Annotated in this window: 21 protein-coding genes; 9 read left to right on the top strand and 12 right to left on the bottom strand. The window is 50.2% G+C overall.

All coding sequences use genetic code 11. From position 1 onward, the window contains the following. Positions 1-73 precede the first annotated feature (73 nt). On the top strand, positions 74-829 hold the full coding sequence (gene nfi, locus B160_RS0103555) for a deoxyribonuclease V (protein WP_018626494.1): 756 nt from the start codon (positions 74-76) through the stop codon (positions 827-829). Between the two features lie 93 nt (positions 830-922). After that, the gene (locus B160_RS28305; protein ID WP_083927653.1) at positions 923-3,172 is read left to right on the top strand and encodes a tetratricopeptide repeat protein; all 2,250 of its coding nucleotides are present in this window, start codon (positions 923-925) and stop codon (positions 3,170-3,172) included. Positions 3,173-3,368: 196 nt separating this feature from the next. On the opposite strand, the gene aqpZ is transcribed toward B160_RS28305, so the two are convergent. From aqpZ to B160_RS0103505, 6 genes are all read right to left on the bottom strand, one after another. Beyond that, complete coding sequence (aqpZ, locus tag B160_RS0103540; protein WP_018626490.1) at positions 3,369-4,082, bottom strand: aquaporin Z; 714 nt, start codon at positions 4,080-4,082, stop codon at positions 3,369-3,371. 248 nt (positions 4,083-4,330) lie between these two features. Continuing rightward, positions 4,331-5,329: a vWA domain-containing protein gene (locus B160_RS0103530; protein ID WP_018626488.1), complete on the bottom strand. Its 999-nt coding sequence runs from the start codon at positions 5,327-5,329 to the stop codon at positions 4,331-4,333. Continuing rightward, the gene (locus B160_RS0103525) at positions 5,326-6,282 is read right to left on the bottom strand and encodes a hypothetical protein (RefSeq protein WP_018626487.1); all 957 of its coding nucleotides are present in this window, start codon (positions 6,280-6,282) and stop codon (positions 5,326-5,328) included. The genes B160_RS0103530 and B160_RS0103525 overlap by 4 nt, the downstream gene beginning before the upstream one ends. A 15-nt stretch (positions 6,283-6,297) precedes the next feature. Then, positions 6,298-7,182, bottom strand: a complete 885-nt coding sequence (locus B160_RS0103520) for a DUF58 domain-containing protein (RefSeq protein ID WP_018626486.1) — start codon at positions 7,180-7,182, stop codon at positions 6,298-6,300. A gap of 137 nt (positions 7,183-7,319) precedes the next feature. Next, on the bottom strand, positions 7,320-8,321 hold the full coding sequence (locus B160_RS0103515; RefSeq protein WP_018626485.1) for an AAA family ATPase: 1,002 nt from the start codon (positions 8,319-8,321) through the stop codon (positions 7,320-7,322). A gap of 191 nt (positions 8,322-8,512) precedes the next feature. Then, positions 8,513-10,213 (bottom strand): NAD+ synthase, encoded by a 1,701-nt coding sequence (locus B160_RS0103505; RefSeq protein WP_018626483.1) that lies wholly within the window; start codon positions 10,211-10,213, stop codon positions 8,513-8,515. A 154-nt stretch (positions 10,214-10,367) separates the two neighbouring features. Here B160_RS0103505 and B160_RS0103500 point away from each other — a divergent pair, with 154 nt between their 5' ends. After that, positions 10,368-11,411 carry a fatty acid desaturase family protein gene (locus B160_RS0103500; RefSeq protein ID WP_026309498.1) on the top strand — a complete coding sequence of 348 codons (1,044 nt, stop codon included), beginning with the start codon at positions 10,368-10,370 and terminating at the stop codon, positions 11,409-11,411. 190 nt (positions 11,412-11,601) lie between these two features. Here the strand turns inward: B160_RS0103500 and B160_RS0103495 are convergent, their stop codons facing one another. From B160_RS0103495 to apaG, 4 genes are all read right to left on the bottom strand, one after another. After that, a complete protein-coding gene (locus B160_RS0103495; protein ID WP_018626481.1) occupies positions 11,602-12,090 on the bottom strand; it encodes a ribonuclease H-like YkuK family protein in 489 nt (162 codons plus the stop codon). Positions 12,091-12,483: 393 nt separating this feature from the next. Then, positions 12,484-13,593 carry a PA0069 family radical SAM protein gene (locus B160_RS0103490; RefSeq protein ID WP_018626480.1) on the bottom strand — a complete coding sequence of 370 codons (1,110 nt, stop codon included), beginning with the start codon at positions 13,591-13,593 and terminating at the stop codon, positions 12,484-12,486. 469 nt (positions 13,594-14,062) lie between these two features. Continuing rightward, a complete protein-coding gene (locus B160_RS0103480; RefSeq protein ID WP_018626478.1) occupies positions 14,063-14,671 on the bottom strand; it encodes a 2'-5' RNA ligase family protein in 609 nt (202 codons plus the stop codon). Positions 14,672-14,757: 86 nt separating this feature from the next. Next, on the bottom strand, positions 14,758-15,144 hold the full coding sequence (apaG, locus tag B160_RS0103475) for a Co2+/Mg2+ efflux protein ApaG (protein ID WP_018626477.1): 387 nt from the start codon (positions 15,142-15,144) through the stop codon (positions 14,758-14,760). A 219-nt stretch (positions 15,145-15,363) separates the two neighbouring features. On the opposite strand from apaG, the gene B160_RS0103465 reads away from it, so the two are divergent. From B160_RS0103465 to B160_RS0103435, 6 genes are all read left to right on the top strand, one after another. Beyond that, positions 15,364-16,815: an NADP-dependent isocitrate dehydrogenase gene (locus B160_RS0103465; protein WP_018626475.1), complete on the top strand. Its 1,452-nt coding sequence runs from the start codon at positions 15,364-15,366 to the stop codon at positions 16,813-16,815. Between the two features lie 699 nt (positions 16,816-17,514). After that, positions 17,515-19,227: an IlvD/Edd family dehydratase gene (locus tag B160_RS0103455; protein ID WP_026309496.1), complete on the top strand. Its 1,713-nt coding sequence runs from the start codon at positions 17,515-17,517 to the stop codon at positions 19,225-19,227. A gap of 16 nt (positions 19,228-19,243) precedes the next feature. Next, on the top strand, positions 19,244-20,005 hold the full coding sequence (locus tag B160_RS0103450) for an SDR family NAD(P)-dependent oxidoreductase (protein WP_018626472.1): 762 nt from the start codon (positions 19,244-19,246) through the stop codon (positions 20,003-20,005). A gap of 576 nt (positions 20,006-20,581) precedes the next feature. After that, on the top strand, positions 20,582-21,169 hold the full coding sequence (locus tag B160_RS0103445) for a hypothetical protein (protein WP_157557866.1): 588 nt from the start codon (positions 20,582-20,584) through the stop codon (positions 21,167-21,169). 24 nt (positions 21,170-21,193) lie between these two features. Next, positions 21,194-23,350: a cation:proton antiporter gene (locus tag B160_RS0103440; protein WP_018626470.1), complete on the top strand. Its 2,157-nt coding sequence runs from the start codon at positions 21,194-21,196 to the stop codon at positions 23,348-23,350. Positions 23,351-23,517: 167 nt separating this feature from the next. Beyond that, positions 23,518-24,345 carry an NHL repeat-containing protein gene (locus B160_RS0103435; RefSeq protein WP_018626469.1) on the top strand — a complete coding sequence of 276 codons (828 nt, stop codon included), beginning with the start codon at positions 23,518-23,520 and terminating at the stop codon, positions 24,343-24,345. A 58-nt stretch (positions 24,346-24,403) separates the two neighbouring features. On the opposite strand, the gene B160_RS0103430 is transcribed toward B160_RS0103435, so the two are convergent. Further along, complete coding sequence (locus B160_RS0103430) at positions 24,404-25,450, bottom strand: hypothetical protein (RefSeq protein WP_211218037.1); 1,047 nt, start codon at positions 25,448-25,450, stop codon at positions 24,404-24,406. A 103-nt stretch (positions 25,451-25,553) separates the two neighbouring features. Beyond that, a complete protein-coding gene (locus tag B160_RS0103425) occupies positions 25,554-26,282 on the bottom strand; it encodes an EcsC family protein (RefSeq protein WP_018626467.1) in 729 nt (242 codons plus the stop codon). Positions 26,283-26,313 lie beyond the last annotated feature (31 nt).

The following is a 26,313-nucleotide window of genomic DNA, read 5'->3' as shown; positions in this document are numbered from 1 at the left end:
TGTAATTAAAATATTGTAATTAAATTTTTCAATTACAACCAGCGTATGACAACTTTTACAGCACGCACCCGCTATGTACGATCCCGGCGTTAAAAACAGGGCTCCGGTACAACCGATCCACGGGATCAGCAAGATCTTGTACCTTTACTACATGATCACACCTGAGTTTTACGACAACCTCACCCCTTCCGAAGCCATAGCCATTCAACATGAATTACGCGAACGTATAGACCTTACTTCTTTTCCCGGTCCGGTCCGTTATATTGGCGGCGCCGATATTTCTTTCAATAAATATGAAACAACCGTTTATGCGGGCATCGTTGTGCTCAAATACCCGCAGATGGTGGTGCAGACGCATGCCTCCGTTACCTGCACCGTACAGTTCCCCTATATCTCCGGACTGCTTGCCTTCCGGGAAGTACCCGCCCTGCTGAAAGCATGGGAGCAGCTTACGTTAAAGCCAGATATCCTGGTACTGGACGGGCACGGCATTGCACACCCGCGCCGGTTGGGCATTGCCACGCATTTTGGCATTATAAAGGACCAGCCCACCATCGGCTGCGCCAAAACCCGGCTTACCGGGGTGTACCAGGAGCCGGGGAATCACCGTTTTGATCAGTCACCTTTGTTTCATAAACAGGAGCAGATCGGTTCCGTTTTACGTACCAAACCCAATTGCAACCCTGTATTCGTATCGCCCGGCAATAAAGTAAGCATGGAACAAAGCCTGGAGATCATCAAGGCCTGCTGCGGTCGGTACCGGATCCCCGAGCCTACCCGGCTGGCCCACTTGCTGGTGAACCAGGAGCGGGTAAAGGGCAGCCTGTAGCTATCAACAGTCCGCTCGGCTGCTAACAACTGATAGGCGATTGCTGAAAACTGATAGCTGAAAGCTGAAAACTGATACCTATATTTGTTCTCTATGAGGTGGACGCATCATAAAAAAACCATTCTTGTTCTTTTTTCCATCCTGCTCTTTTTCCTGGGCAGCCTGGTCATTGTCCGTTGCTCGCAGCCGGGGAAAAAGAAAGAGGAGCGTCGCACCGCCAATGAATATGTAGGCGATGCTGCCTGCATCAGCTGTCATAAGAACGAGCACGATCAGTGGCAACTCTCTGATCATTTTAAAGCGATGCAGCCTGCCAATGATTCTACCGTACTGGGCGATTTCAATAATGCCTCTTACACCGCCGACGGGGTTACTTCAAAATTCTTTAAAAAAGACGGAAAATTCTTTATCAACACCGAGGGTCCTGATGGAAAGAATCACGACTATGAGATCAAATATACATTTGGCTACTATCCTTTGCAGCAATATTTAGTAACATTTGACAAAGGCCGCATGCAGGCTACCCGCCAATCGTGGAACAGCAAGGATAAAAAATGGTTTCATCAATACGCCGGGCAAAAGCTGGCGGCAAACGACTGGCTGCACTGGACCGGCAACGGGCAAAACTGGAATACCATGTGCGCTGAATGCCACAGCACCAATTTAAAAAAGAACTACAATACCGAAACCGACAGCTATCATACCACTTACAGTGTACTTACGGTAAGCTGTGAGGCCTGCCACGGACCGGCAAAGCAGCACATCGATTACATTGGCAGCAGCGATTACAAAAACGGGGAAAAACATCCTGGTTCTTACCTGAGAGCCGCCAAAAACAGCAGTCAGCTGGCGGAGATCCAGACCTGTTTCCCCTGTCATGCGCGCAAAGGTACCATCAGCGCCGATCTAAAGAACAGCAATGAGATCCTGGATGATTACCTCCCCGAGATTCCCACTGCCGAATTCTTCCATGCAGACGGTCAGGCGGATGACGAGGACTATACCTACGCTTCCTTTTTACAAAGCAAGATGTATAAGCAGGGCGTAAAATGCAGCAGCTGCCATAACCCGCATACCGGTAAGCTGCTGATAGCGGGCAACGGGGTTTGCCTGCAATGCCATGATAAAAAATACGATGCCCCCACGCATACCTTTCACGCGGTTAATACCGCCGGCGCGGAATGTAAGAATTGCCATATGCCCGGCAAATTCTATATGGGCAACGACTGGCGGCACGATCATACCTTCCGGGTACCCCGTCCGGACCTGTCGGTAAAATACGGCACCCCCAATGCCTGTAACAATTGCCATACCAACCAATCTGCAGGATGGGCAGAAGCGGCCGTGAACAAATGGTTTGGTCCTTCCAGGAAATATCATTTTGCAGAAGACCTGATCCCCGGCAGCAAAATGGATGCCGGCAGCCAGGCGCACCTGATCAAACTGATCCGGGACACGGCCACACCGCCGATCATTCAGGCAACTGCCGTACATTACCTGGCGGGTGTGCCGAACAACGATAACCCGGTTGCCGGTGTACTGCGGGAACTTCACAATAAAAATGCACAGGTACGTTATCGCGCCGTGGTTGGTCTGAACAATTTTACTCCTGCCCTGTGGCGGGATGCCATCGGGGAAATGCTTGCCGATAAGGTACGTGCCGTACGTATTGCTGCAGCCAACCTGGTGCTGGGCGCCAATGACGCCGACCTCATAGCCGGCCTGGGCACCGCCTATACCCAGGCGCTGGCGGAGCTGAACGATCACGTGCTTTATCAGACCGACTTTGCCTCCGGCAACATTATGGCTGCCGACTATTATTTAAAGCTGAAGAATTACGACAAAGCAGCCTCCTTCTACCTGAAAGGTCTTCAAAAAGACAGCCAGATGAATTATGCGCGGCTGAACCTTTCTACCGTTTACAATATCATGGGCAATAACCAGGCAGCCTTAAAAACGCTGGAAGAAGCCGCCCGCATCGACCCCCAAAATGACCGTATTTATTTTAACCTGGCGCTGTTATACAATGAACTCCAACAACCGGAGAACGTTGAAAAAAGCTTAAAAAAAGCAATCGATCTGAAGACCTCCAATCCCCGCGTGTATTATAACTATGCCATTCTGCTGCAGCAAAAACAGCAATACCAGCCGGCAGAACAGCAGTATCTGAAAGCATTGCAACTGGCGCCCGCAGATGCGGACATCAACTATGCGCTTTGTGTATTGTATTTACAGCAGAACAATGCAGCCGCTGCAAAACGCTATGCAGAAACGCTCAAGAAGTACTACCCGGGCGATCAGCGCTTTTTCCAGCTCTGGCAGCAGCTGGGAATGCTACAATAGCAAAAGGGCATCGCCCTGATCTTTTGACCGGCCCTGGCGCTCCGCCTGGCAGCTGCACCATTTTATCAATCATATTTCCAAACGGTATCCCCTGTAACAAACAGCAGCATCGCGGTGCGCTGATCCGCACCACGATGCTGCTCACTTAAAATTTTGTTCATTGCCTTTCCGGGTATCCGGGGCATCTGCTTTTGGGTCAGGCAGCTTTCCGCTCGGGCCGCTCTAACAGCAGGCTCCATACAACGGCTGCCAGGACGGCCCCGATAACGGGTGCCACAATAAACAGCCAGACCTGGCTCAATGCCTCGCCGCCTTTCAGCAATGCCGGGCCAATGCTGCGGGCCGGGTTTACAGAAACGCCGGTAATGGGGATCCCCACAATGTGGATCAGCACCAGGCTCAAACCAATGCTCAGCCCCGCAAAGCCGCCATGAATGTTCTTGGTAGACGTAGCCCCCAGGATCACCAGCAGGAAAATAAATGTAAAAATAATTTCAGCGATCAGCCCGCTTTGCAATGAATACTTCTGAGGCGAAAAGTCTCCGTACCCGTTTTGACCCAGTCCACCCATATAATCCATTTTGCCGCTGGCGATCAGCAATAACACCGCTGCACCGATAATGGCACCAATAATCTGGGCAGCAATATAATAAGCCGCCTCGCCGGCCTTCATCCGCCCGGCAGCCACCATTGCAATAGAGATCGCAGGATTGATGTGACAGCCGGATATATGCCCGATGGCATAAGCCATTGCCACCACGCTTAATCCAAAGGCAAAAGCAATTCCCAGCAAGCCTACACCCGTTGTTCCGTCTGCGCCCGCTATTACAGCGCTTCCGCATCCCATAAGCACCAGCACCATGGTCCCGATCAGTTCGGCAAAGAACTTTGATACAGCAGTTACTTTCATATGATTTATGTTTTAAGGATGAATAAACAATGCCGGGATCAATACCTTTTCCTTCTCCGCAATCACAAAATATTTTCTGAAGTTACCAAAACTCCCCAATTGCGCCAACATCCGGACAATAATTTTATACGGCTGCTGCCGGAGCACAATTTTAATAAAACGGATCCCTGTTTTTAAAAGAAGCATGGCGCACAGCAAGCATCGCCCCATCCGGGACTACAGCAAAAATCAAACCATTTACCGGCAAATCAGGGGAACCGCTTAAACACCGTATAACGAAGCAGCACTTCCAGGAGCAATAGCCCCAGGGCAGCAAGTACCAGCGGCAGGAACATCTCTTCGGTTTGTTTATAACGGATCACTTCTACCTTTGTTTTTTCCAGCTTATCGATCTGCCCATAAATGGCCTGCAGGGAGGTTTTGTCTACGGCGTGGTAATACTGACCGCCGGTTTGGCCGGCGATACGTTTCAGCAGGTCCTCATCCAGGAAATTCCGGACACCTGAAGCCATTTGCTCTTCCGTAAATTCGCTCACCCCCAACCCGATGCAATAAACTTTTACATTGTTGGCCTTGGCGATCTCCAATGCCATGGCCGGATCGATGATGCGCGTAGGCGGGGCATCCTCCTTGCCGTCCGTCAGCAAAATGATCACCTTCGTTTTGCTGCTGCCTTTGCTGATACGGTTTATGGCGGTTGCCAGTCCCTCCCCGATCAGCGTGCCCGGCTCCAGGTAGCCTCCATCCATTACTTTAAGCTCAACCAGCTGATTCAGCAGGGTGGCCTTATCTGGTGTGAGCGGTACCTTGGTAAATGCCTCGCCTGAAAAAACAACCAACCCGATCCGGTCCGTAGGCCGGTTCTTTACAAAATCAATCGCCACTTCTTTTGCAACGATGAACCGTCTTGGTTTTACATCCGGTGTATTCATACTGCCGCTCACATCCATTACCATCATAATATCGATGCCTTCCCCTTCACTGCGCGACATTTCTTCCTGGTGCTGCGGGCGTGCCAGCGCCGTTACCAGGCAGGTAATGCCGATCAGGCGAAGTACAAAAGGAAGGTGCCGGAACCGGGTCTTAAAAGTGCCGGGTATTTTTGATTGTACACTGGAGGTCAGGATGGCGCCCTTACCCCGTTTTCCGTTCTTGATATACTGGGCAATTAAAAACGGGATCAGGGCCAGGAAAATAAAATTCTCCGGCCAGATAAATTTTATATTTTGTAACCAGTCGTAGATCATTGTTTCTTTACGGCCCCATCCCCTGCGGGAGCAGCGCCTTCTTCTTTTTTGGATTTAGCGGCATTCCGTATGCCTTCCTCTATATGATCCACTCCTTTTTGGATCACCTCATAAGCGGATTGCGCTTCGGCATCTTCGGGATCGTATCGCGCAAACTTCACCAGGTCGCATAAGGACAGCACCTGCGCCAGGCTTTGGTACAGCTGTTCATCCGTAAAAAGCGGCCTGATCTTTTCCACCAGATCCACCGATGTTTGCTGCAGGGAATTCACTCTTGCGCGTTCCGATAAAAAGGCCCGCAGGATCTCTACCAGCCGGGCGTAAAAACGGCTCTCAGACACCTGCGCATCCTTTAATTCTTTTAACTGCTGACGGGCCTTTGCGTAGGCACTTCGATACACTTTTGCTTCGGCTCTGGGTTTCTTCTCGCCCGTCATATAGTATGTGACCAGGGTAATCATGACCAGCAGCAAGGCGATCATGTACCACCACTTTTCAAACTGTTGGCTCAGTTTGAATGGAATGGATCGAACATCCTGTATATCATGATAAGGCTGGTTGGGATCAAACGGCTCCGTAAAGACCACGTCCATTAAGATGGATGCCGTTTTGGGTCCGGAGCTCAGAACGATCGGGGGAATCGCCCACCGGCCGGAGTCAAAGCTCGTTATACGGAAGTACTGCCGGATCACCTGCTGCCCCCCGGTGTTCTCCTTTACAAGGCTGTCTTTCGACAGCAATTCAAAATGCGGTAATGTGTCGATCCGGAACGGCTGTATCCGGCTGTCTGCCGGTGCCCGTATTTCCAGCGTCAGTAAAACGGGTTCTCCAAGCAGGATCTTGTTTTTGTCTACCGAAGCACTGACCGATACTTCCTGTGCCAGCAACGATGTGTTTATCCCCGCTGTCAGCAGATACAACCAACCAATGATCCAAGCTCCTTTCTTAAACATCCGATATCTTCTTCTTTATTTAATACTGCCTTTGACCCTGCTCTTGAAAAAACGGCGCAATACCTGGATATAGTCATCGCCGGTCTTCAGATGCAGCAGGTCGCTGTTGGCCTTTTTAAACACGGCGGCACAATAGGCGGTGATCCGGAAAAATTCCTCTTCGTATTTCCGGCGCACATATGCATTTCCCGAGTCAACCCACTGGAGAGCGCCTGTCTCCGCATCTAAGAGCTGGATGAGTCCTGCATCCGGCAATTCCTTGTCCATCCGGTCATACAGCTTGATCCCGATAAGGTCGTGCTTCTTTCCGGCAACACGCAGGGCATCTTCGTAATTCGTATCAATAAAATCGCTCAGCACAAATGCAATGCATCCCTGTTTCATGGCATTGGTCAAAAACCGGATCGCCATTTCTGTGCGGGTCCCTTTACCTGAGGGCTCCAGTCCCAGCATCTCCCTTACAATGAACAATGCATGCTGCCGGCCCTTTTTGGGCGGAATGTACATTTCGATCTGATCACTGTAAAACACCGCGCCTACTTTGTCTGCATTGGCTACGGCCGAAAAGGAAAGTACGGCGGCGATCTCCGCAGCAACATCGCGTTTACGCCCGTAGGAGGTACCAAACAGACCGCTCCGGCTGATGTCGATCAGCAGCATTACCGTCAGCTCGCGCTCCTCTTCAAATATCTTGCTATAAGGATGCCCGATACGCGCAGAAACATTCCAGTCGATAAACCGCACATCATCGCCGGGAGTATATTCCCGCACCTCCTTAAAGGACATTCCTTTGCCTTTAAATGCACTATGGTACTCCCCGGAGAACAATTCTGTTGCCAGTTTCTTGCTCTTGATCTCCAGCTCCCGTACTTTTTTTAATATTTCTTCACGCGTTCGCAATGATTCTTTTGAGATTTGAGATTTGAGACTTGAGATTCGAGACTTGAACGATCCGTATTTGTCTTCAGCTTTCCGTTATCAGTCTTCAGCAATCACCCTATTCGCTTCTCCCCCGTTCACCATTGACCATTCACCTCCTACGGCACATTCACCGCTTTCAGCACTTCATCGATGATATTTTCCGCTGCAATATTTTCCGCCTCTGCTTCGTAGGTAAGCCCGATCCGGTGCCGCAGCACATCGTACACCACACTGCGGATATCTTCCGGGATCACAAATCCGCGCTTGTTCAGGAATGCCTGCGCCTTCCCGGCAAGCGCCAGGTTAATACTGCCGCGGGGAGAAGCACCGTAGGAGATCAGGGGTGCCAGTTTTTCCAGCTGATAGCGCCCCGGGTAGCGGGTGGCAAAAACGATATCCAGGATATAGCGTTCCACCTTTTCATCCAGGTAAATTTCGCGTACCAGGCTTTTAGCGTCCAGGATCTCCCGGATCTTGACCACCGGCCGGATCGGCGGCAGCTGTTCGCCCTGCACATTGTGCCGCAGGATCAGCTGCTCTTCCTGCATTTCCGGATAGCGTACGATCACCTTCATAATGAAGCGGTCTACCTGCGCCTCCGGCAACGGATAGGTACCCTCCTGCTCCAGCGGATTCTGTGTTGCCAGCACCAGGAAGGGATCATCCAGCTTGTAGGTATGATCACCGATGGTCACCTGCCGCTCCTGCATGGCTTCCAGCAGGGCCGACTGTACTTTTGCGGGCGCCCGGTTGATCTCATCTGCAAGGATAAAATTGGCGAAGATGGGGCCTCTCCGCACTACAAATTCGTTTTGCTGCTGGTTATAGATCAGTGTACCGATCACATCCGCCGGCAGCAGGTCCGGTGTAAACTGGATCCTGTTGAAGTTTGCCTGTATGGCCGTTGCCAGCGATTTAATGGTCAGCGTTTTTGCCAGACCCGGAACACCCTCCAGCAACACATGCCCGTTGCTTAGCAGGCCAATCAGCAGCCGGTCCAGCATGTGGTGCTGCCCAACGATCACCTGGCCGATCTCCTGACGCAGGGCATCTACAAAATAACCGGCCCCAACTATTTTTTCATTTAACTGACGTATATCTTCTCCCGTTTTTGCCATGATTATTTTTGAGATTTGTGATTTGAGATTTGTGATCTTTGATCTGGGATCTGCCATCCTTTCACCAGCACCACTCGCTATTCCCCGCCCCACCTCCTTTCTGCAAATAACTTGCCGGAATGCGTCTGCGCATTGCCCGCCTCCGCTGCTCCCGGTGCCGGATCCATGAACCCCGGGTCGTGAATGGCACGCTATGAAAGATATTCTCCCACTACCGGCATCCTTCTGCCCGGACCAAAGGCTTTATAGCTTACACGGATGATCGGGCAAAACTGTTTTCTTTTATATTCATTCCGGTTGACCATTTTCAGGATCCGGTCTACCAATTGTGCATCAAATCCCATCGCTTCAATTTCCCGGGGTCCTTTTCTTCCTTCGATATATTCCACCAGGATGGTATCCAGGTCTGCATAATCCGGCAGGCTGTCGCTGTCTTTTTGCCCCGGGCGCAGCTCCGCAGACGGCGGCTTGGTAAGGATGTTTCCGGGGATGACCTCCCCGTTCCGGTTCAGGTATTTCGCCAGGGCATATACCTGTGTCTTGTACACATCCCCCAATACCCCGATGCCTCCGGCCATATCGCCATACAGCGTTCCATAGCCCGTTGCCAGCTCACTTTTATTGGACGTGTTCAGCAGGATGTTCCCGAACTTGTTCGACAATGCCATCAGCAGGTTGCCCCGGCTGCGGCTCTGGATATTTTCCTCTGCCACGCTAAACGGCAGGCCTTTAAAAATGGGCGCCAGTTCTCCAAGAAATGCATCATAAATATTCTTTATAGGAACAATATGATACGGGTTGCCCAGGTTCCTGCTCAACTGTTCGGCATCCTCCACGGAATGACCGGTAGAATACTGCGAGGGCATCAATATGGCCCACACATTTTCTTTTCCCAATGCCGCCACCGCCAAAGCCTGCACCAGGGCACTGTCGATCCCCCCGGAAGCGCCCAGGATAGCCCGCGTAAACCCCATCTTGGTAAAATAATCCCTGATCCCCAACACCAGGGCCTGGCAGATCTCTTCAATATTTTTATCATCGGCAAGATATTCCAGGGTATTTTTTCCAAGCCCCACTTCGGAGGCCGAGAAAAAGACCGGGGCTTCTGCAGCCGCCTTCGCCTGGCCTGACTGAAGTGCCGCCAGGTCTGTAACATAAAAATCTTCTTCAAAATACAGGCATTCCTTCACTTTTGCTCCCGCATGGTCATATACCAGGCTCCCCCCGTCAAACACCACTTCTGTCTGTGATCCCACGGTATTGCAATAGATCATCGGGATACCGTATTTCAGCGTATGCGCTTTTACAATACTGTTCCGAACCACATCCTGTGCGTAATTGTAAGGGGATGCGGAAAGGTTGATCATGATATCCGGCTGGTATTGGATCAGCTGATCCATCGGCGTAACACCGTAGAGGGGATTTTCGCCCATGTTCCAGATGTCTTCGCAAATCGTTATTGCCAGCTTTGTTCCCCTGAACTCCAGCACCTGCCATTGATCGGCAGGCTCAAAATACCGGTATTCATCAAAAATATCATAGTTGGGCAGCAGTGATTTATGTACAACACCCCGCACCTCAAGGTCTGCCAGTAAAAAAGCGGCGTTATAAAGATCCTTGCCCTCCCGTTTTTTGTTCCTGCAGGGTGCCCCGATCAGTACACCGATACCGTCCGTATGTTTGCAGATCGTATCCACGGCCTTTTCGCAGGCGGTAATAAAATCATCAAACTCCAGGAAATCCTGGGGTGGGTACCCGCAAACGCACAATTCGGTAAAAACCACAAGATCAGCACCTTCTTCTTTTGCCAGCTCAACGGCGGCAATGATCTTCCCCGTATTCACTTCAAAGTTGCCAATATGATAATTCTGTTGCGCTAAAGCAATTCTCATGGAGTACCCTTTAATATTTACAAATGTAATCCTATGATAACAAAGAATAAAGCCAAATATACTTTAACATTCTCTATCGACCACCGCGGTGCCTTCCATTAAAAAGATTCCTTATATTGCCGTGCTGCTATATGCATTCATTGAAATATCCGGTATGAAAACCTTGTCCACACTGGCTGATCCGGTTTATCAGCCCAAGAAGTCGTTTAGCCATTACGACCGTTTCTGGCTGAAGTTCATGAATGATAAAAGGGATCTTCCTTTTATCTATTTATTGACCCTCATCCACATTACGGTGGTACCCGTTGCCTTGCTGCTCTTTACCTCTTTGCTGAATGGCTGGGTCTGGTGGGCGGTGGCGATCCCCTATTTTTACCTGGCGCAGTTTTATTTTAAAGGCCGGTTCGGGCTGATGTTCCATTGCCTTTGCCACCGGAAGATGTTCAAGCCTAAATTTCAGCAGGCAGCGCACAACTATATTACCTGGATCATTTGTCCCTTGTTTGGTCACGCACCGGAAGGCTATTTCAGTCATCATATGGGCATGCATCATGTAGAGAACAACAACGAGGACGATGCCAGCAGTACGATGGCCTATCAACGGGACAGCCTGCGCAGTTTCTTTGCCTATTTTTTTAATTTTCTTTTTCTCGGTTTTCAACAAACCTTCCAGTATCTGTTTCGCAGGAAACGGAAAAAGCTTTATACCCGGCTGACACTTGGTGAGTGGATCTTTATTTTTTTCTGTATCGGTATGTGCTTCATCAACCTGAAAGCCACCCTGGTGGTGTATGTTGTTCCATTCTTCTTTGCCCGTTTCGTGATGATGCTGGGAAACTGGACCCAGCATTCGTTTATAGACCATACAGACCCGGAAAATCTGTACACCAATTCCATCAACTGCATCAATACTCCTTACAACCGGGTTTGCTGGAACGACGGGTACCACATCATTCATCATTTAAGGCCCGGCCTGCACTATACCGAAATGCCCGGCGAATTTCTGAAACGCAAAGATGAGTTTGCCGCCCGCAAGGCCATTGTATTTGACGGGATCCATTACCTGCATATATTTATTTACCTGATGACCAAGCAATACAACAAACTTGCAGATAACCTCGTAAACATCAACAATATGTTTGAAACCCGTGAGCAGGCGATCGCGCTGATGAAGGAGCGTACCCGGCGGATCGTTTAGGTTCCGGTTTTTCTATTCAATCCCCGGTAGAAGTGATCGGAACCGTGTCAGGAGCGGTTGATACTGGCTTTGGATACCGGATATCCCATTCCCGGCCCCGTTAACTGGTGAAAATAGAAAATATAGAGCCTACATCATGCCTACCAGCAGGCTTCTGTTAAACATTAACCGTCAAATCTTAAACAACGTCCTACTGCACCACCTTATTGGCACAGCAGGAGCTGGCAAAGGCCTCGGGTTTTGCTTTAAATGCAAAGCCCATCCCGGTAATATAACCAATGGCTTCCTTCAGCGCGTCGTGACTTTTATACATCGGATCGGTATTGATGTCTACATGCACTTCCATATCCACTTCATGGGTATTAAAAACACCGCTCAGGGCATAGGCCACTTCAATGCTCCGCGCCACTTCTGTCATCATCCGCTGGCGGATGCTCATTTTCTCCCGTGTTGTTTCGTTATTCAGGTACATAAAGCCCCCGCGCCCCTTACGGATGAATACAATGGCTGTAGCGAACTCCGTATCTGCACCCTTTACCTGGCTGTCGGTACCAATGCATACCTTTAGCTGGCTGCCCATCCGGCGCTCACGCTGGATCACGCCACGCAGCTCGTCTTCAATATAGACGGTCACTTTTTCACCGGTCAGTTTTCTCCATTGTTTTGTTTTATTCTGCATATGAATCTGGTTTTACTTATTTTAAAACACCACACCATCGTGCACACATAAAATCCGTTCAACAGGAAATTTCCCGGTAAATTATAAAATCTGTCCGTTGGGCTATAAAAAATATTTTCCACCTATCCCGTAAAATGTGGAAAACTATAAGCAGTTCTTAATATTTGAGTAATGTTGCCCGGTCCGGCCTTAGTGACCGGCGGTCTGCCCTTGTCAGTGACAAATAGCGGATCATAAACAGGGTCCGCTATTCCAAGATCACCCCGGCAACTGCTTTATCCGGGTCATAAGTGGTCCAGTTTTCATTACAGCCGTTCATTCATAGTCCGGGCCTGCAGCGCTCAGCCGCAGTTACGGACCGCTACCCCCGGGGCAGGTTGGCAGCAAGGCCAGTCAAAACAAGGTCCCCTGCTGCCCCGGGCGCCGGAAAGCACTGCGGTCGAGGCCGGTTTCGCCTTCGTTCATCCGGTACAGTTTTCCATACCGGGCGTATTGCTGCGCCACCAGCTGCGCAATATTTCCCTCGCCGCGCATGCGCAGACCCCAGCGGGAGTCGTTCACCTTGCCGTTGTGGCTCTGCTCGATCAGGTGCCAGATCTTATCTGCCCGGTCCGGGAAGTTCTTATACAACCAGTCGTGAAATAAAACTTTGATCGCGCCATTCAACCGGATAAAAGTGTAAGCCGTAAAGGTAGCGCCCCGCTCAGAAGCTGCTTTCATGATGCGTTGCATCTCGTGCTCATTCAGGCCGGGGATCATTGGCCCCATCATTACACCCATGGTGACACCGGCACTGCTCAGTTCTTCAATCACCTTTAGCCGCTGCAACGCCGTTGTGGTGCGGGGCTCCATCACCCTGCGCAGGTCCTCATTAAAAGAGGTAATGGACACCATTGCCCTTACAATGTTCTTCTTCGCCATTTCCTGCAACACATCTTTATCCCTCAGGATGCCCGCATTCTTTGTAAGGATCCCCACGGGCTGGTTAAACTCATTGCATACTTCCAGCAGGCCCCGGGTGAGCCGGTATTTCTTTTCTGCCGGCTGGTAGCAATCGGTATTGCCACTCAGCATGATGGGCACCGGCTCCCACTTCGGATGCATCAGCTGTTTACGCAGCAGCTGGGGAGCATTCTTTTTTACTATGATCTTCCGTTCAAAATCAAGACCGGCGCTGTATCCCCAGTATTCATGCACATTGCGGGCATAACAATAGATACAGCCGTGCTCACAACCCGCGTACGCGTTCATGCTGTAGCCCATCCCCACATCCGGACTGTCTACTTTATTCACGATCGTTTTTGCTTCCTGCTCCAGGTAACGGGTGCCTGTGTTGTCCTCTTCCCAATCGTCGATCGCCTCTATGTGTTCTTTTATTGTTTCATTTTTAAGAAACCGGTTGGGTGTATTTATCTGCGCGCCCCTGCCCTGCAGGTATTGCTGTGCTTCTTCCTTTTTTGATACGGCCACTTTAAAATGGTCCTGTTGTAATTTCTTTTCCATGGTAGCTTTTTTTGTTCCCGGTTTAATGTTTAAAGTTTGAAGTCACACCGGTTCCGGACCTGGTGCCCATTTTCAAATCTTCACATTTCCAAATTCCAACCAGGTTCCGGTTAGATTTCGTTTTTTGCCTAAGAAGCTGTTTAAAAAATAGAACCCTGGTTCTCTTTATAAGCGCTATCCGGCGCTTTGTTGTCCTTAAAGCCGGCTTTAAGGAAGCCGTAATTTCATAAATGCCATGTGCACGGCTCATCATGCCCCCGGCCCCTGGCTCTCCGTTCTTCTTTTGGACTTATAAACAGATTGAAACCCGTTCTCGCCGGATCTTTCGAGGCCATGCGATAAAAAAACGGCAGCTTTTTGTAACGATAAGGATGCTCCCGGATCGTTTTTAAACCGCTCCTGAGAGCGCTATTGACTATTACCCATTCACCCCATTCTCACCCTTCGCATTTCACCATTCCCAAATCCCCTAAAACATCACCCCCTGCTTTGGCAGCAAAGGCCGGCCGGCAAATTCAAAACGTTCCACTGTTTTATACGGCGTCGTTTCATCTGTTCTTTTCAACAGGGTCATTGCATTGGCCATAAACTTTCCGCTGAAACTTTTATTCCGGTATTCGAGCCATCCGGCTTCATACTGCCAGGGCTTCAGTCGCCGCGCAATGGTAATATGCGGCTCCAGGATAAAATGCGGCTTGTTGTCTTTGTCGAGCTTCATCAGCGCCTGACTGTCGGCCCGGATGCTTTTCACCAGGTTTTGAATGCCCGACCGCGTAGTCACGTTGAGATAAATAGTATGCGAAGGAAAGCTCCCAAAGCCGGCGAGTTCCACGCAGAAGGGCAGCCACTCAGCTGCCCTCTTCCTGAGTTTCTGACGGATCCGCTCCTCCGCGCCCTCAAATTGTGTAAACCGGACCAGCGTAAGGTGGGGTTTTCCGCGGATCGCCTCGGGAGCTTTGTACTTTTCAAAAAAAACCTGCTTTTCCATCCGGATGCGGTTGAAAAGATCTTCATGAGGTGTGATCAGCAATAGGTATTCAGCAACGGCCACCGCTTTTACGGATTCTATAACTTGCATAAAAACAGTTTTACACAAAGCTAAAAAAATTAGTTTATAAATACTAATATTTTTAGCTTTTTATTTAAAAAAAATCCGGGACAGGGTCAATTGAATTTTGACGGGGCAACCATTTCAAATTCGGGGATCTCTACAGAAAAAAGCTGGTGGCTGTTTTGGTTCTCCATTTCGTAGCTGCCCTTCATTTTTCCCATTTCGGAACGCAGGTTGCAGCCACTCATATACTGGTAGCTTTCCCCCGGAGCCAATACCGGTTGTACGCCTACGACCCCTTCCCCTTCCACCTGGCGGTAACTGCCGTTGCTGTCGAAAATATACCAGCTGCGCCGCAGTAATTTAACAGAAAAAGGATTGTAGTTCTCCAACGTGATGCGATAAGCAAACATAAATTCAGACTGTAACGCATTGCTGTATTCCGGCTGAAAGAATACTTCAACATTTACATGGATACCGGCTGAAATCAAACTGCTCATTTATGGGAGTTTTGGTAAATATAGCATTTTTTAATGGTCTTCGCATTTATTATGGCGGCAGATTCTCTTACCTTTGCACCACTATTGAGCTTGTTAAATGGGCCAACCTTTTTAATTTTTTTAGGTAGTAAATTATTAGGGTCTGAAACCCAATGTTCTTTAACAATAGCACTCAGTTCAATTCGCAAAAAATCGTTAAAACGTAAATTAAGTCTGTTCATGAAAATTGCTGTAGCTAAAGGCGACGGGATCGGTCCGGAAATTATGGACTCGGTGATCACTGTTTTTAAAGCCGCTGAGGTCCCCCTCGAATATGAGTATGTAGAGATGGGAAAATGGGTATTTGACAAAGGGTTTAACAACGGGATGACCGAAGAAGCAAAAAGGACCATTGAAGAACTGGGTATCCTATTCAAAGGGCCCATGGAAACACCAAAAGGCAAAGGCGTAAAAAGCATTAATGTTACGGCCCGCAAGACCTGGAATACCTATGCCAATAAACGGGTGTTCCAGACCCTGCACGGTGTGGATACGGTATTCAGTAAAGCCGGTATCCCTATTGACATTACCATCGTTCGTGAAAATATCGAGGATACTTACGGCGGCATTGAGCACATGCTGACGCATGATGTGGCGCTGAGCCGGCGTTTTATTACCCGGCCGGGCAGCCTGCAGGTGATCCGTTATGCCTTCGAAATGGCACGTCAGAAGAATGCCCGCAGGATCACCTGTGGTCATAAGGCCAATATCATGAAGATCACTGACGGGCTTTTCCTGGAATGCTTTTACGAAGTTGCAAAGGAATACCCGGAGCTGAAGGCCGACGATGTGATCGTGGACGACCTGTGCATGAAGCTGGTGGTTCAGCCCAATAATTTTGATGTGGTGGTGCTCACCAACCTGCAGGGCGACATTGTTTCCGATCTTTGCGCCGGGCTGGTGGGCGGACTGGGGTTTGCCCCCTCTGCCAACATTGGTGACCACATCTGCATTTTTGAAGCCGTGCATGGCACTGCACCGGATATTGCCGGTAAAAATATTGCCAACCCTACCGCCCTGTTGCTGAGCGGTATTGCCATGCTGCGCCACCTGGGTTTACTGGAAAAAGCAGCACAGATCGAGAACGCCCTGCTCTATACCCTGGAACAGGGAGTGCATACCGGCGATTTCGGAAACAAATCCATCCCGGCAGTAAACACCCCGGAATTCGCCGGCGCCATTATCGCCAACCTGGGCAAGAAACCGCAACAGAATGCCAAGCCCGAGCTGGCAGACGTGGCCAGCTCCTGCACCGTATTGCACCTGGATAAGAATGTAATGCTGGAATCACAAGAAACCAGCCAGGAAAAGATCGCAGGGGTCGACCTGTTTATCGAAAGTTCCGAACTCCCGGAGGTGATCGCAAAAAAATGCCAGCGCCATGCAGGCGTAAAGTTCAAGATCGTGAACGTAAGCAACCGCGGTACTCAGGTATGGCCAACAGGGTCCGTATATACCAACCTGGTAAACCAGTACAATGTACGTTTTGAAAGCATTGATGAGCATCCGCTGACGCAACAGGATGTGATCGGGCTGTACGTGAGCCTTAGCGGCGATTTTAAGATCTGTTCGCTGGAGCTGCTCAATGAATGGGACGGCAAAAAAGCATACAGTCAGGCACAGGGCCAGTAGTAGTCAGCTATCGGTCTTCAGTTTTCAGGAGGATCCGGGAATAAGTTTTCCCCGGTCACGCGGTCACCCAAACTACCTTTAGTGGTCAGCTACCGGATTTGAGAATCGAGATTTGAGATTTCAGCATTTAGCTCTTAAGAACAACGCTGCAGGCCATTAAAGAGGTTGATACAGCCTCTTTTTTATTGCCCGGTGTAGATACGGATATAATGATTGGTCATTTTATTTTTGTGTCAAGCCGGCGTGTGTCATTTTTTAGTAGATACCGTTTCGGTTGCCACTAATGAGAATGTGTCAGTCCGTTTGTATCATTATAATGTTGATACACTTTTTTTGACACTATAAAATGATCGCTGAACCTCGTTTTGTTACAGACGGCGGCTACAGCGAAACCACAAGAGAGGCGATAAAAAGCCGGTACCTTTTGTGATGATAAGGATGCTCCCGGATCCTTTTTAAACAGCTTCTTAGTGTTGAATCTGAAATTGCGAAATTCGGAAATACTTCTTTATCAGATCCGGGAATCAGGTTTCAACCGGTTACAATCTTCAACACATATCGCGATCAGCCTTCTGTAAACGGGCTCTCCAGTCACTCTTTTACACAAACTACCTTTAGCGGTCTGTTGTCAGAATTGAGATCTGGAACCAACTTTTTCAGCAGGAAAACAGTAGCTTGCAGCATAACGACGTTTTTAATATGGAAACAGAAAACCTCAGAAGCCACAACTGGTTTGGCCGTACCGGGAAGGACGGTTTTATCTACCGGGCATGGATGAAGAACAACGGGATCCCGGATCATGAGTTCCGGAAGCCGGTGATCGGCATCTGCAATACCTGGAGCGAATTAACGCCCTGCAATGTCCATTTCAGGGACCTGGCCGAATATGTAAAGCGAGGCATCCTGGAGGCCGGCGGCTTTCCGGTAGAGTTCCCCGTTATGTCGCTGGGCGAAACATTAATGAAGCCCACCACCATGCTGTTCCGCAACCTGGCCAGTATGGATGTGGAAGAAAGCATCCGCGGAAATCCGCTGGATGGAGTGGTACTGCTTTGCGGATGCGATAAGACCACCCCATCACTGGTAATGGGTGCCTGCAGTGTAAACCTGCCTTCCATAGTGGTTTCCGGAGGTCCGATGCTGACCGGCAGATACAAAGGCACCAGCATTGGCACCAGTGATGTGTGGCGGCTTGCTGCCGGATTGGAGGAAGGCTCGGTAGATGAAGCACAGCTCCGGGAAATGGAAGAAGCCCTTTGCCACAGCCATGGGCATTGCGCAGTAATGGGCACCGCTTCTACCATGGCCTGCATGGTAGAAGCGCTGGGACTTGCGCTGCCGGGTAACGCCGCCATACCTGCCGTGGATGCCCGCCGCAAGGTGCTGGCGCAACAATCCGGAAGCAGGATCGTGGAAATGGTGCGCGAAGACCTCAAACCATCCGACATCCTTACCCGTGCTGCTTTTGAAAATGCCATCATTACCAATGCCGCCATTGGCGGTTCCACCAATTTCATCCTTCACCTGCTGGCCATTGCGGGCCGTATAGGCGTGCCACTGGAACTCAGCGATTTTGACATCCTTTCCCGGAACATTCCACTGATCGTAAACCTGCAGCCTTCCGGACAGTTCTTTATGGAGGATCTTTACGACGCCGGCGGATTGCCGGCAGTGATGAAAGAACTGGACGCCCATCTGCACAAAGACGCGCTTACGGTCAATGGCAAAACCATCGGCGAGAACTATCACAATGCCCAATGCTATAATGCATCCATCATCAGCAATACCCGCCAGCCCTTCAATACCGGAACCGGGCTGGCCGTTCTGACCGGGAATATCTGCGAAGACGGCGCTGTAATAAAACCCTCTGCGGCAAGTGCGCACCTGATGCAGCATACAGGGCCGGCCGTTGTTTTCGAATCGATCGAGGATTATAAGCAACGTATTCATAACGACAGCCTCGAAGTGGACGAAAACAGCATCCTGGTGCTGAAAAATGTGGGGCCCAAAGGCTATCCCGGCATGCCGGAAGTAGGCAATATGACATTACCCCGGAAGCTGCTGCAAAAAGGCGTCACCGATATGGTGCGGATCTCCGACGGCCGCATGAGTGGTACCGGTTTCGGAACCGTTGTACTACACGTAGCCCCGGAAGCAGCAGCGGGTGGTAATTTCAGCGTTCTGAAAACCGGGGACCTCATCACCCTGGATGTACAAAACAGGACCCTTCACGTGCACCTGAGCGATGCCGAGCTGGCCGAACGAAAAAAACAATGGCAGCCGCCGCAACCCCACACCACACGGGGCTATGTGCAGCTGTACACCCACCACGTACAGCAGGCACATCTTGGAGCCGATCTGGATTTTTTAAGAGGCGGCAGCGGGGCCGGCGTTGCAAAGGATTCTCATTAATGTACAAAAACACAACATGGATTTTACGAACAAAACAGCAATCGTAACCGGGGCCGGGCAAGGTATTGGTTTTGAAATTTGCCGGCAGCTGGCAGCGAACGGCGCCCGCGTTGTATTGAACGATATCGATGCAGACCTGGCATTGAAAGCCACCGGTGCCATCAACCAGCTCTATCCCGGCAGCACCCATGCGCTTCCCGGCGACTGCAGTGAAACAGGCGTTATTCAGCAACTGGTGCTTGAAGCCCATACCCGGTTTGGCCGGCTGGACATCCTCATCGCCAATGCAGGCATTACATTATTCGGAGCGTTTTTAGATTACACGCCTGAAGATTTTTACAAGGTGATGCAGGTGAACCTGGGCGGCTCCTTTTTTTTGGCGCAGGCCGCAGCACGCCTGATGCGACAACAAGGCAGCGGCGGCTCTATTTTGTTCATGTCTTCAGTTACCGGTCACCTGGCCCATAAGGGACTGGTGGCTTACGGAATGAGCAAGGCAGCGCTGGAAATGCTGGCGCGCAACCTGGTCATCGAGCTTTCGGAATACGGTATTAATATCAACTCCATTGCCCCCGGGGCTACACTTACCGAACGCACCACCACCGATAAAAATTATGAAGCCGCCTGGAAAAAGATCACTCCCGGGGGCCGGCCGGCTACGGTAGCCGACATTGCACATGCCGCGCTATTCCTGGTACATGAACGGTCACGGCATATCAACGGGCAGCACCTCGTCATCGACGGAGGCTGGACCAGTGTGGGCATACAGCCGGAGTAAGCCTTCGCGAACCTCGCAGTAAGATTTGAGCCGCCAAGCACACAGGGATACGCCAGGGACGCAGAAGCCTGGGGTCAATAACCGGTGATGCCCTTCGGGCCATTGAAAAACAGGCTATGAAATAAAAAAAATGAACCGCAACAAGCCGGTCGATCAGCGATACCCGAGGCCCCGGCATCCCCGAAAGGAACAGGGGTAACAAACTCATTCTTCTATTGATATAAGAAAGTGACACAACAGGTTTTACCTGGAAAAAACAATAATGACTCAGCAGGTTGTCATTGTGCCGGATCAAGTTGCTTCCAGCTTAATGGAATATTTACGGGCCACACAAACAGCCCGCAGCACCAGCACATCCGGTGCACGATCGCAACCCAGGGCTGAATGCACCGGAAGAAGGCGATACGGGTGGTTGATACGTTCGTCCTTCTTCCTTTTCGGGTGCGTCCTATTTTTCTGATCCGCGTAACCGCCATCATCCCAGGAATAAGAAGGCGATACCCCCTCCTTTGCAATACCCCGCCGTTTATAGATATTTTTATATCTTAGCGTGATCTCACCTCAATGTATATGATTATGAAGCAACCAATGATAACCGGGCTTTTTTTATCCCTGCTCTGCCTGTATGGCTGTGGCTTTGAAGAACGGCGAAAACAGCTGGATGAGCGGGAGCAGGCCCTGAACCTGCGCGAGCAGGCGGTGATGCTCAAGGAAAAAGAGATCCGGCTGATGGAAGACAGTGTAAGAAAATATGCGGCCAAAATGGATTCCGCAAGCCGGATGATCGCAGAGCCGGGCATTCCCCTGCCGGACTCTCTTGCCGGAAGCTGGAACGTGACCATGGTTTGTACGCAAACCAACTGCACGGGCTCCGCCGTAGGTGATATCCGGAAGGAGAACTGGCTGCTCGGCGGGAGCGGCACCGTTGTTTCGATCCGCGCCATGCAGGGCAATAAGCTGATCCGCATCTACACCGGTACGTTTACCAGTAATGGCTTGAAACTTTCTACCCCTGAAGCCGAGACCTCACGGTCTGCGGCCCTGATGCAGGTAGAGCTGAAGGTGGATCAGCTCAACAAGATGAGCGGTCAGCGGCTGATCACCCAATCCGATGGCTGTGAAACCATCTTCAAGGTAGATATGGAACGGTCAAAGAATCAATAATTCCTTACCCAATTTATACCCGATATGCTGTTAAATATCGCAGAAGCTACCCTCCCCGTCACCGATCCTATCTTAAAATACCTGATCGTGATCATCATTGTGCTGCTGGCGCCCATCCTGCTGAACAAGCTGAAGATCCCGCACCTGATCGGGCTGATCATCGCCGGAGCGCTGACCGGGCCCAATGGGTTCGGGTTACTGGACCGCGACAGCAGCATTGTGGTTTCCGGCACAACGGGGCTGCTCTATATCATGTTCCTGGCCGGGCTGGAAATCGACCTGATCGAATTCAAAAAGAACAAGTGGAAGAGCATCACTTTTGGGATGTACACGTTTACCATCCCTATGATCATTGGCACACTTGCCAGCTATTACCTGCTGCATTTTAACTGGATGACCTCCATCCTGCTGGGCAGCCTGATCTCGTCGCACACGCTCCTCGCCTACCCGATCCTCAGCAAGCTTGGTGTTGCAAAGGACAAATCGGTGAACATCACCGTAGGCGGCACGATGATCACCGATACCCTGGCCCTGCTGGTACTGGCCGTAATTGTAGGCATGACCAAAGGCCAGGTGAATACCGCGTTCTGGCTGCGGCTGACGCTTTCCATTCTTGCTTTCGGATTTATCGTGCTGTTCCTGTTCCCCATTATCGGCAGGTGGTTCTTTAAAAAAGTTCCGGATAAGATCTCGCAGTTCATTTTTGTACTGGTGATGGTTTACCTGGGTGCCGTGCTGGCCGAGCTGGCCGGTGTGGAGGGCATCATTGGCGCGTTCCTTGCGGGGCTGGCACTCAACCGGCTGATCCCTGCCACATCGCCGCTGATGAACCGTGTGGAGTTCGTAGGCAATGCGCTCTTCATTCCTTTCTTTTTGATCAGCGTGGGCATGCTGATCGATTTTAAAGCGTTTGTAAAAGATATTGAAACCATTAAGGTAGCAGCGGTGCTGACGGTGGGCGTGATCGTTGCCAAATACCTGGCCGCCTGGGCCACCACCAAAACATTCCGCCTCAACAAGCACCAGCTGCAGGTGATCTTTGGTCTCAGCATTGCGCAGGCAGCCGCTACCCTGGCGGCGGTAATGGTTGGCTATAACATCATTATATCCGAAACGCCGGACGGGGAGCCCATCCGCCTGCTCAATGAAGCCGTGCTTAACGGATCGATCCTGGTGATCCTCATTACCTGTACCATAGCCTCGCTCACCGCTCAGAAAGGCGGGCAGGAGCTGGCCAAAGAAACCGCGGTACAAACGGACGATGCCGCCACCGGAGATGATGAAGGAGAAAAAATAATGATCGCCATCAATGCCCTGGAAAAAACAGAGCACCTGGTTCAGCTGGCGCTCTCTATTAAAACATCCGCCAATACCGACCAGGTATATGCCCTTAACATCATTAACAAGCACGACGCGCCTGACGAGTCCGACAAAGCCGGGAAAAAGATGCTGGAACTGGCCGTACAAACTGGCGCTTCCGCAGACGTCAAAGTGCACGACATCATCCGCTATGACGATAACATCACCAACGGGATCACCGGCGAGCTTAAGGCCAACAAAATAACCGATCTGATCCTGGGCTACAGCACCAAGCCTTACAATTCCGTCAAAAGCTTTGCCCTGATCAACGGGATCCTTGAAAACGAAAAAATAACCACCTACGTTTACAATCCCGTGCAGCCCTTATCTACCATTAAGAACAACATCATCGTCATTCCCAAAAATGCGGAACGGGAAACGGGCTTTTTCTATTGGTTATCGAACCTGTGGACGCTGGCCAAACATTGTGGCGGCGGGGTAAAATTCTTTGCCGCAAAAAACATAGAGCCTCTCCTGTACAACCTGAATGAGAAGAACCCTATCTCCTATCATTTTTATGAATTTACCAATTGGGAAGATATCCTGATCCTGTCGCGCGAAGCGGATAAAAATGACCTCATCACCTTTGTGCTGAGCCGTCCCCAATACCCTTCCTACAATCAGCATATGGACAGGATCTTCACCTACCTCGACCGCTACTTCAGGTCGAACAATTTTCTCCTCATTTACCCGATACAGGTGAAACCGGCAGAGGCTGATGACTTTTATGTCAGCGATCATGATTTCCTCAATCCAACGGTGGATCTCGAGGGCCTTGGCAAAGATATCGGAAGGATCTTCACACGGGATAAACATGAATGAGCGCCGTTCCGGGATCGTAGCGGATCCCGACAGCATGCCAACATTCTTTGATGCTGCAGGTGTTCATATATCAATCTGCGGACCAGCGACTGTAACTTTACGCGCTCACCGGAAGCACTCCTCCCGATCGCTTTTTTTTGCTACCTTCACCCGAACAACCATAAAAAATGAAACGCATATCTGTTTTTATATCTGCACTGGCCCTGATGGCTTCGGTAACCGGTTACGGGCAGCATACCATTGTTGAGCAGTGGAGAACCACCGATTCCATACCTGTTCCCGAATCTGTTTTGCCCGTTCCGCACAGGAACGAACTTTATGTGTCCCTGATCGACGGGAATGGAAATGAAAAAGATGGCAAGGGCGGCGTCGGCATCATTTATAAAAACGGGAAGGTAAAGGACCTCAACTGGATTGCCGGCCTGAATGCGCCCAAGGGAATGGCGCTGCACAAGCGGTTTTTATATGTTGCGGACATTACCGATGTGGTGGTCATTGATGTAAAAGCATCAAAAGTCGTAAAGACGATCCCTGTTCCCGGATCGGTTTTCCTGAACGATGTAACGGTTGATAAAAAAGGAACGGTATACGTATCCGATACCCGGCAAAACAAGGTTTATAAGATAACCGGGGACGAGCCGGAGGTGTATCTCGAAAAAGCTACCAGCGCCAATGGGCTGAAGGCAATGGGCACCGACCTTTATATACTGGCGGGAAAAGAGCTGTGGAAGGTCGATAAGAATAAAAACAAAACGGTGATCGCCTCCGGGCTGGAGCAGGGCGGCGACGGGCTTGAACCTGCCGGTAATGGTGATTTTATTGTAACCTGCTGGCCGGGCATCATCTATTATATCTCTCCAACCGGCTCTCTGCAAAAAATGCTGGATGTACAGGGGATCATGAATACAGCAGACCTTGCCTATGATCCTGTAACAAAAACGATGTATGTGCCTACGTTTAACAATTACAGCGTAGTTGCTTTTGAATTCAAATGATTTCAGTGGGCATACGATGCCTGTTAGATTTTAGAAACCTAACAGGTATCGTACGCTTCTACTGGTATTGAATGTACACCGGTTTGGGTTTGAACAGCAGTAACTCCCCCGGCTCAAACAAGCCGGTGCTGCCGCGTTTCAGGTCGTTCTTATAAAAGAGCTTAAACCCTGTAAACTGTACCGGTTGCCGGTACACAAAACTATTGTACGTTCCGGTCTTTAAAGCCTTGCTGCCCCAGCCGTCCATATCGATCACTACCTGTACTTCCGGAACCTTCTTGATGTTTTTGTACCCCGTTACCATATCGTTGGTAAAGCGATGCACCACCAGTATTTTGGGAGGCAATTTATTTTCCCGCACAATTTCCGCGAGATAGTCAATGGTATAATTGATATCGCCGGCACTGAACGTTCCGATCTTGCTGCCGGGGGCATCCCCGTTCTTCATGGAAAATTCAGGATCGATCCCTAAATGAAAATCCGGCAGCCTGAAATACTTTTCAAACCGCGGAAGCTCCTCCTGCAGTGTGCTCTGCCCCACCTGTATATCAACGAACGTTAATGCACCGATCTCTTTTGACCATTTAAGAATGGTATCGATCTGGTGAAAAGGCATCCGCAGCCGGTATTTACCATCCCTTCCGGGGCTGCCCTGTGCCGTAACGGCGATATAATGCAGGGCGGGCAATACGGGAGTGCCCGGGTCCGCCTTTTCCCATTTTGCCACCTCCCCCTTTAATTTACGGAGCATTTCTTTTTTGGGCAACTCACCCAAAATGCCCATCCCTTTAGAGAACAGGTTTCCATAATAGGCAATGACGCGATTGAACGGAAAAACCGCTCCCGGTAACGGATAGGGCGCTTTTACCGGCCAGCGTCCCGTGGAATCCCCGTTTGCGATCGCCCGCATCCGTTTGTCATACTCCGCCGTGTCAAGAGCAGCCACGGCCGGCGTTTCGGGTTCTGTACGGGTCGTATCCGGTGCCACCGCCTTCACCGGCACAGGCGTAACCGAAGCTTCTTTTTCCTGGGAGCCGGAGGCCGTACAGGCTATTGCAAAAAATCCAATCAAAAAAACATGAATACAATAAAATCGTTTTGTCATACTAAACTGTTCAATCATAAAGATAGGCTTCAAAAACGACAGCGGCCGTTTACACCCCTGTTAAAATATCCTAAACATAATCCGGTAAGCCGCCCAGACCGGGCTACGCATTGCTCCCGTCCAGGAGGCGCATGCGATAGGCGTTCATGGCCGTGACCCCAAGTTTCCGTACCAGCCTGTAGTTGGCAATAAACCCCACCGGCGCCCCTATCACCGGCAATAGCTGTGCCATTTTTGCGAGATCGATATAATCCCTGTATTCCTGCTGAAAATGCCGCCAGTCAAATCCGGATATATCCGCAGGCATCGCTTCCATCTTTGTATTCCAGTGCTCCATTTTTCGATAGACCGCATTCCGGTGGGCAGTGCTCGAAAAGGCCAGCTCAAAAATATGCAGCAGATATACCCGCTCCCGGTAGTCATTCAGATCAAACCCATATACCGAAGCGATCTCATAAAGCAGCTTCAGCTTGAGGGCCAGCAATAACGGAAAATCTGCCAGTCCCATTAAAAAACCACCGGCCCCGGTTACACCCCCTTCCACCGCAGCCGCACTCCGGTAGAACTTTATTTTTTCTTTTGCCGTCTGCTCCCGCAATATAAATACCGCATCTTTTAAAGGCCGGGCAGTAGTATGTTTGGCGCCGAATAAAACAGCCTGGATCATTTGTTTGATCACCACAGTGATCCCCTTATGCACTTTCTCCGGGATCAGCGCATTGATCTTATCCTGCGTTCTTTTTGAAAGCCGGTTCAATAACCCAGGGGTACGCTGCATATTGAATTGCCAGCGCCGCATTTCTGAAAAAGCGATCTGTTCATAGTGGTTCATGGTCCAAAATTAAAAAGAGCGGGGAAAACCC

The organism is Niabella aurantiaca DSM 17617 (assembly GCF_000374125.1).
Classification (GTDB): Bacteria; Bacteroidota; Bacteroidia; order Chitinophagales; family Chitinophagaceae; genus Niabella; species Niabella aurantiaca.
Note: the sequence above shows the minus strand (reverse complement) of the source record. Positions and strands in the feature narration are given on the sequence as shown.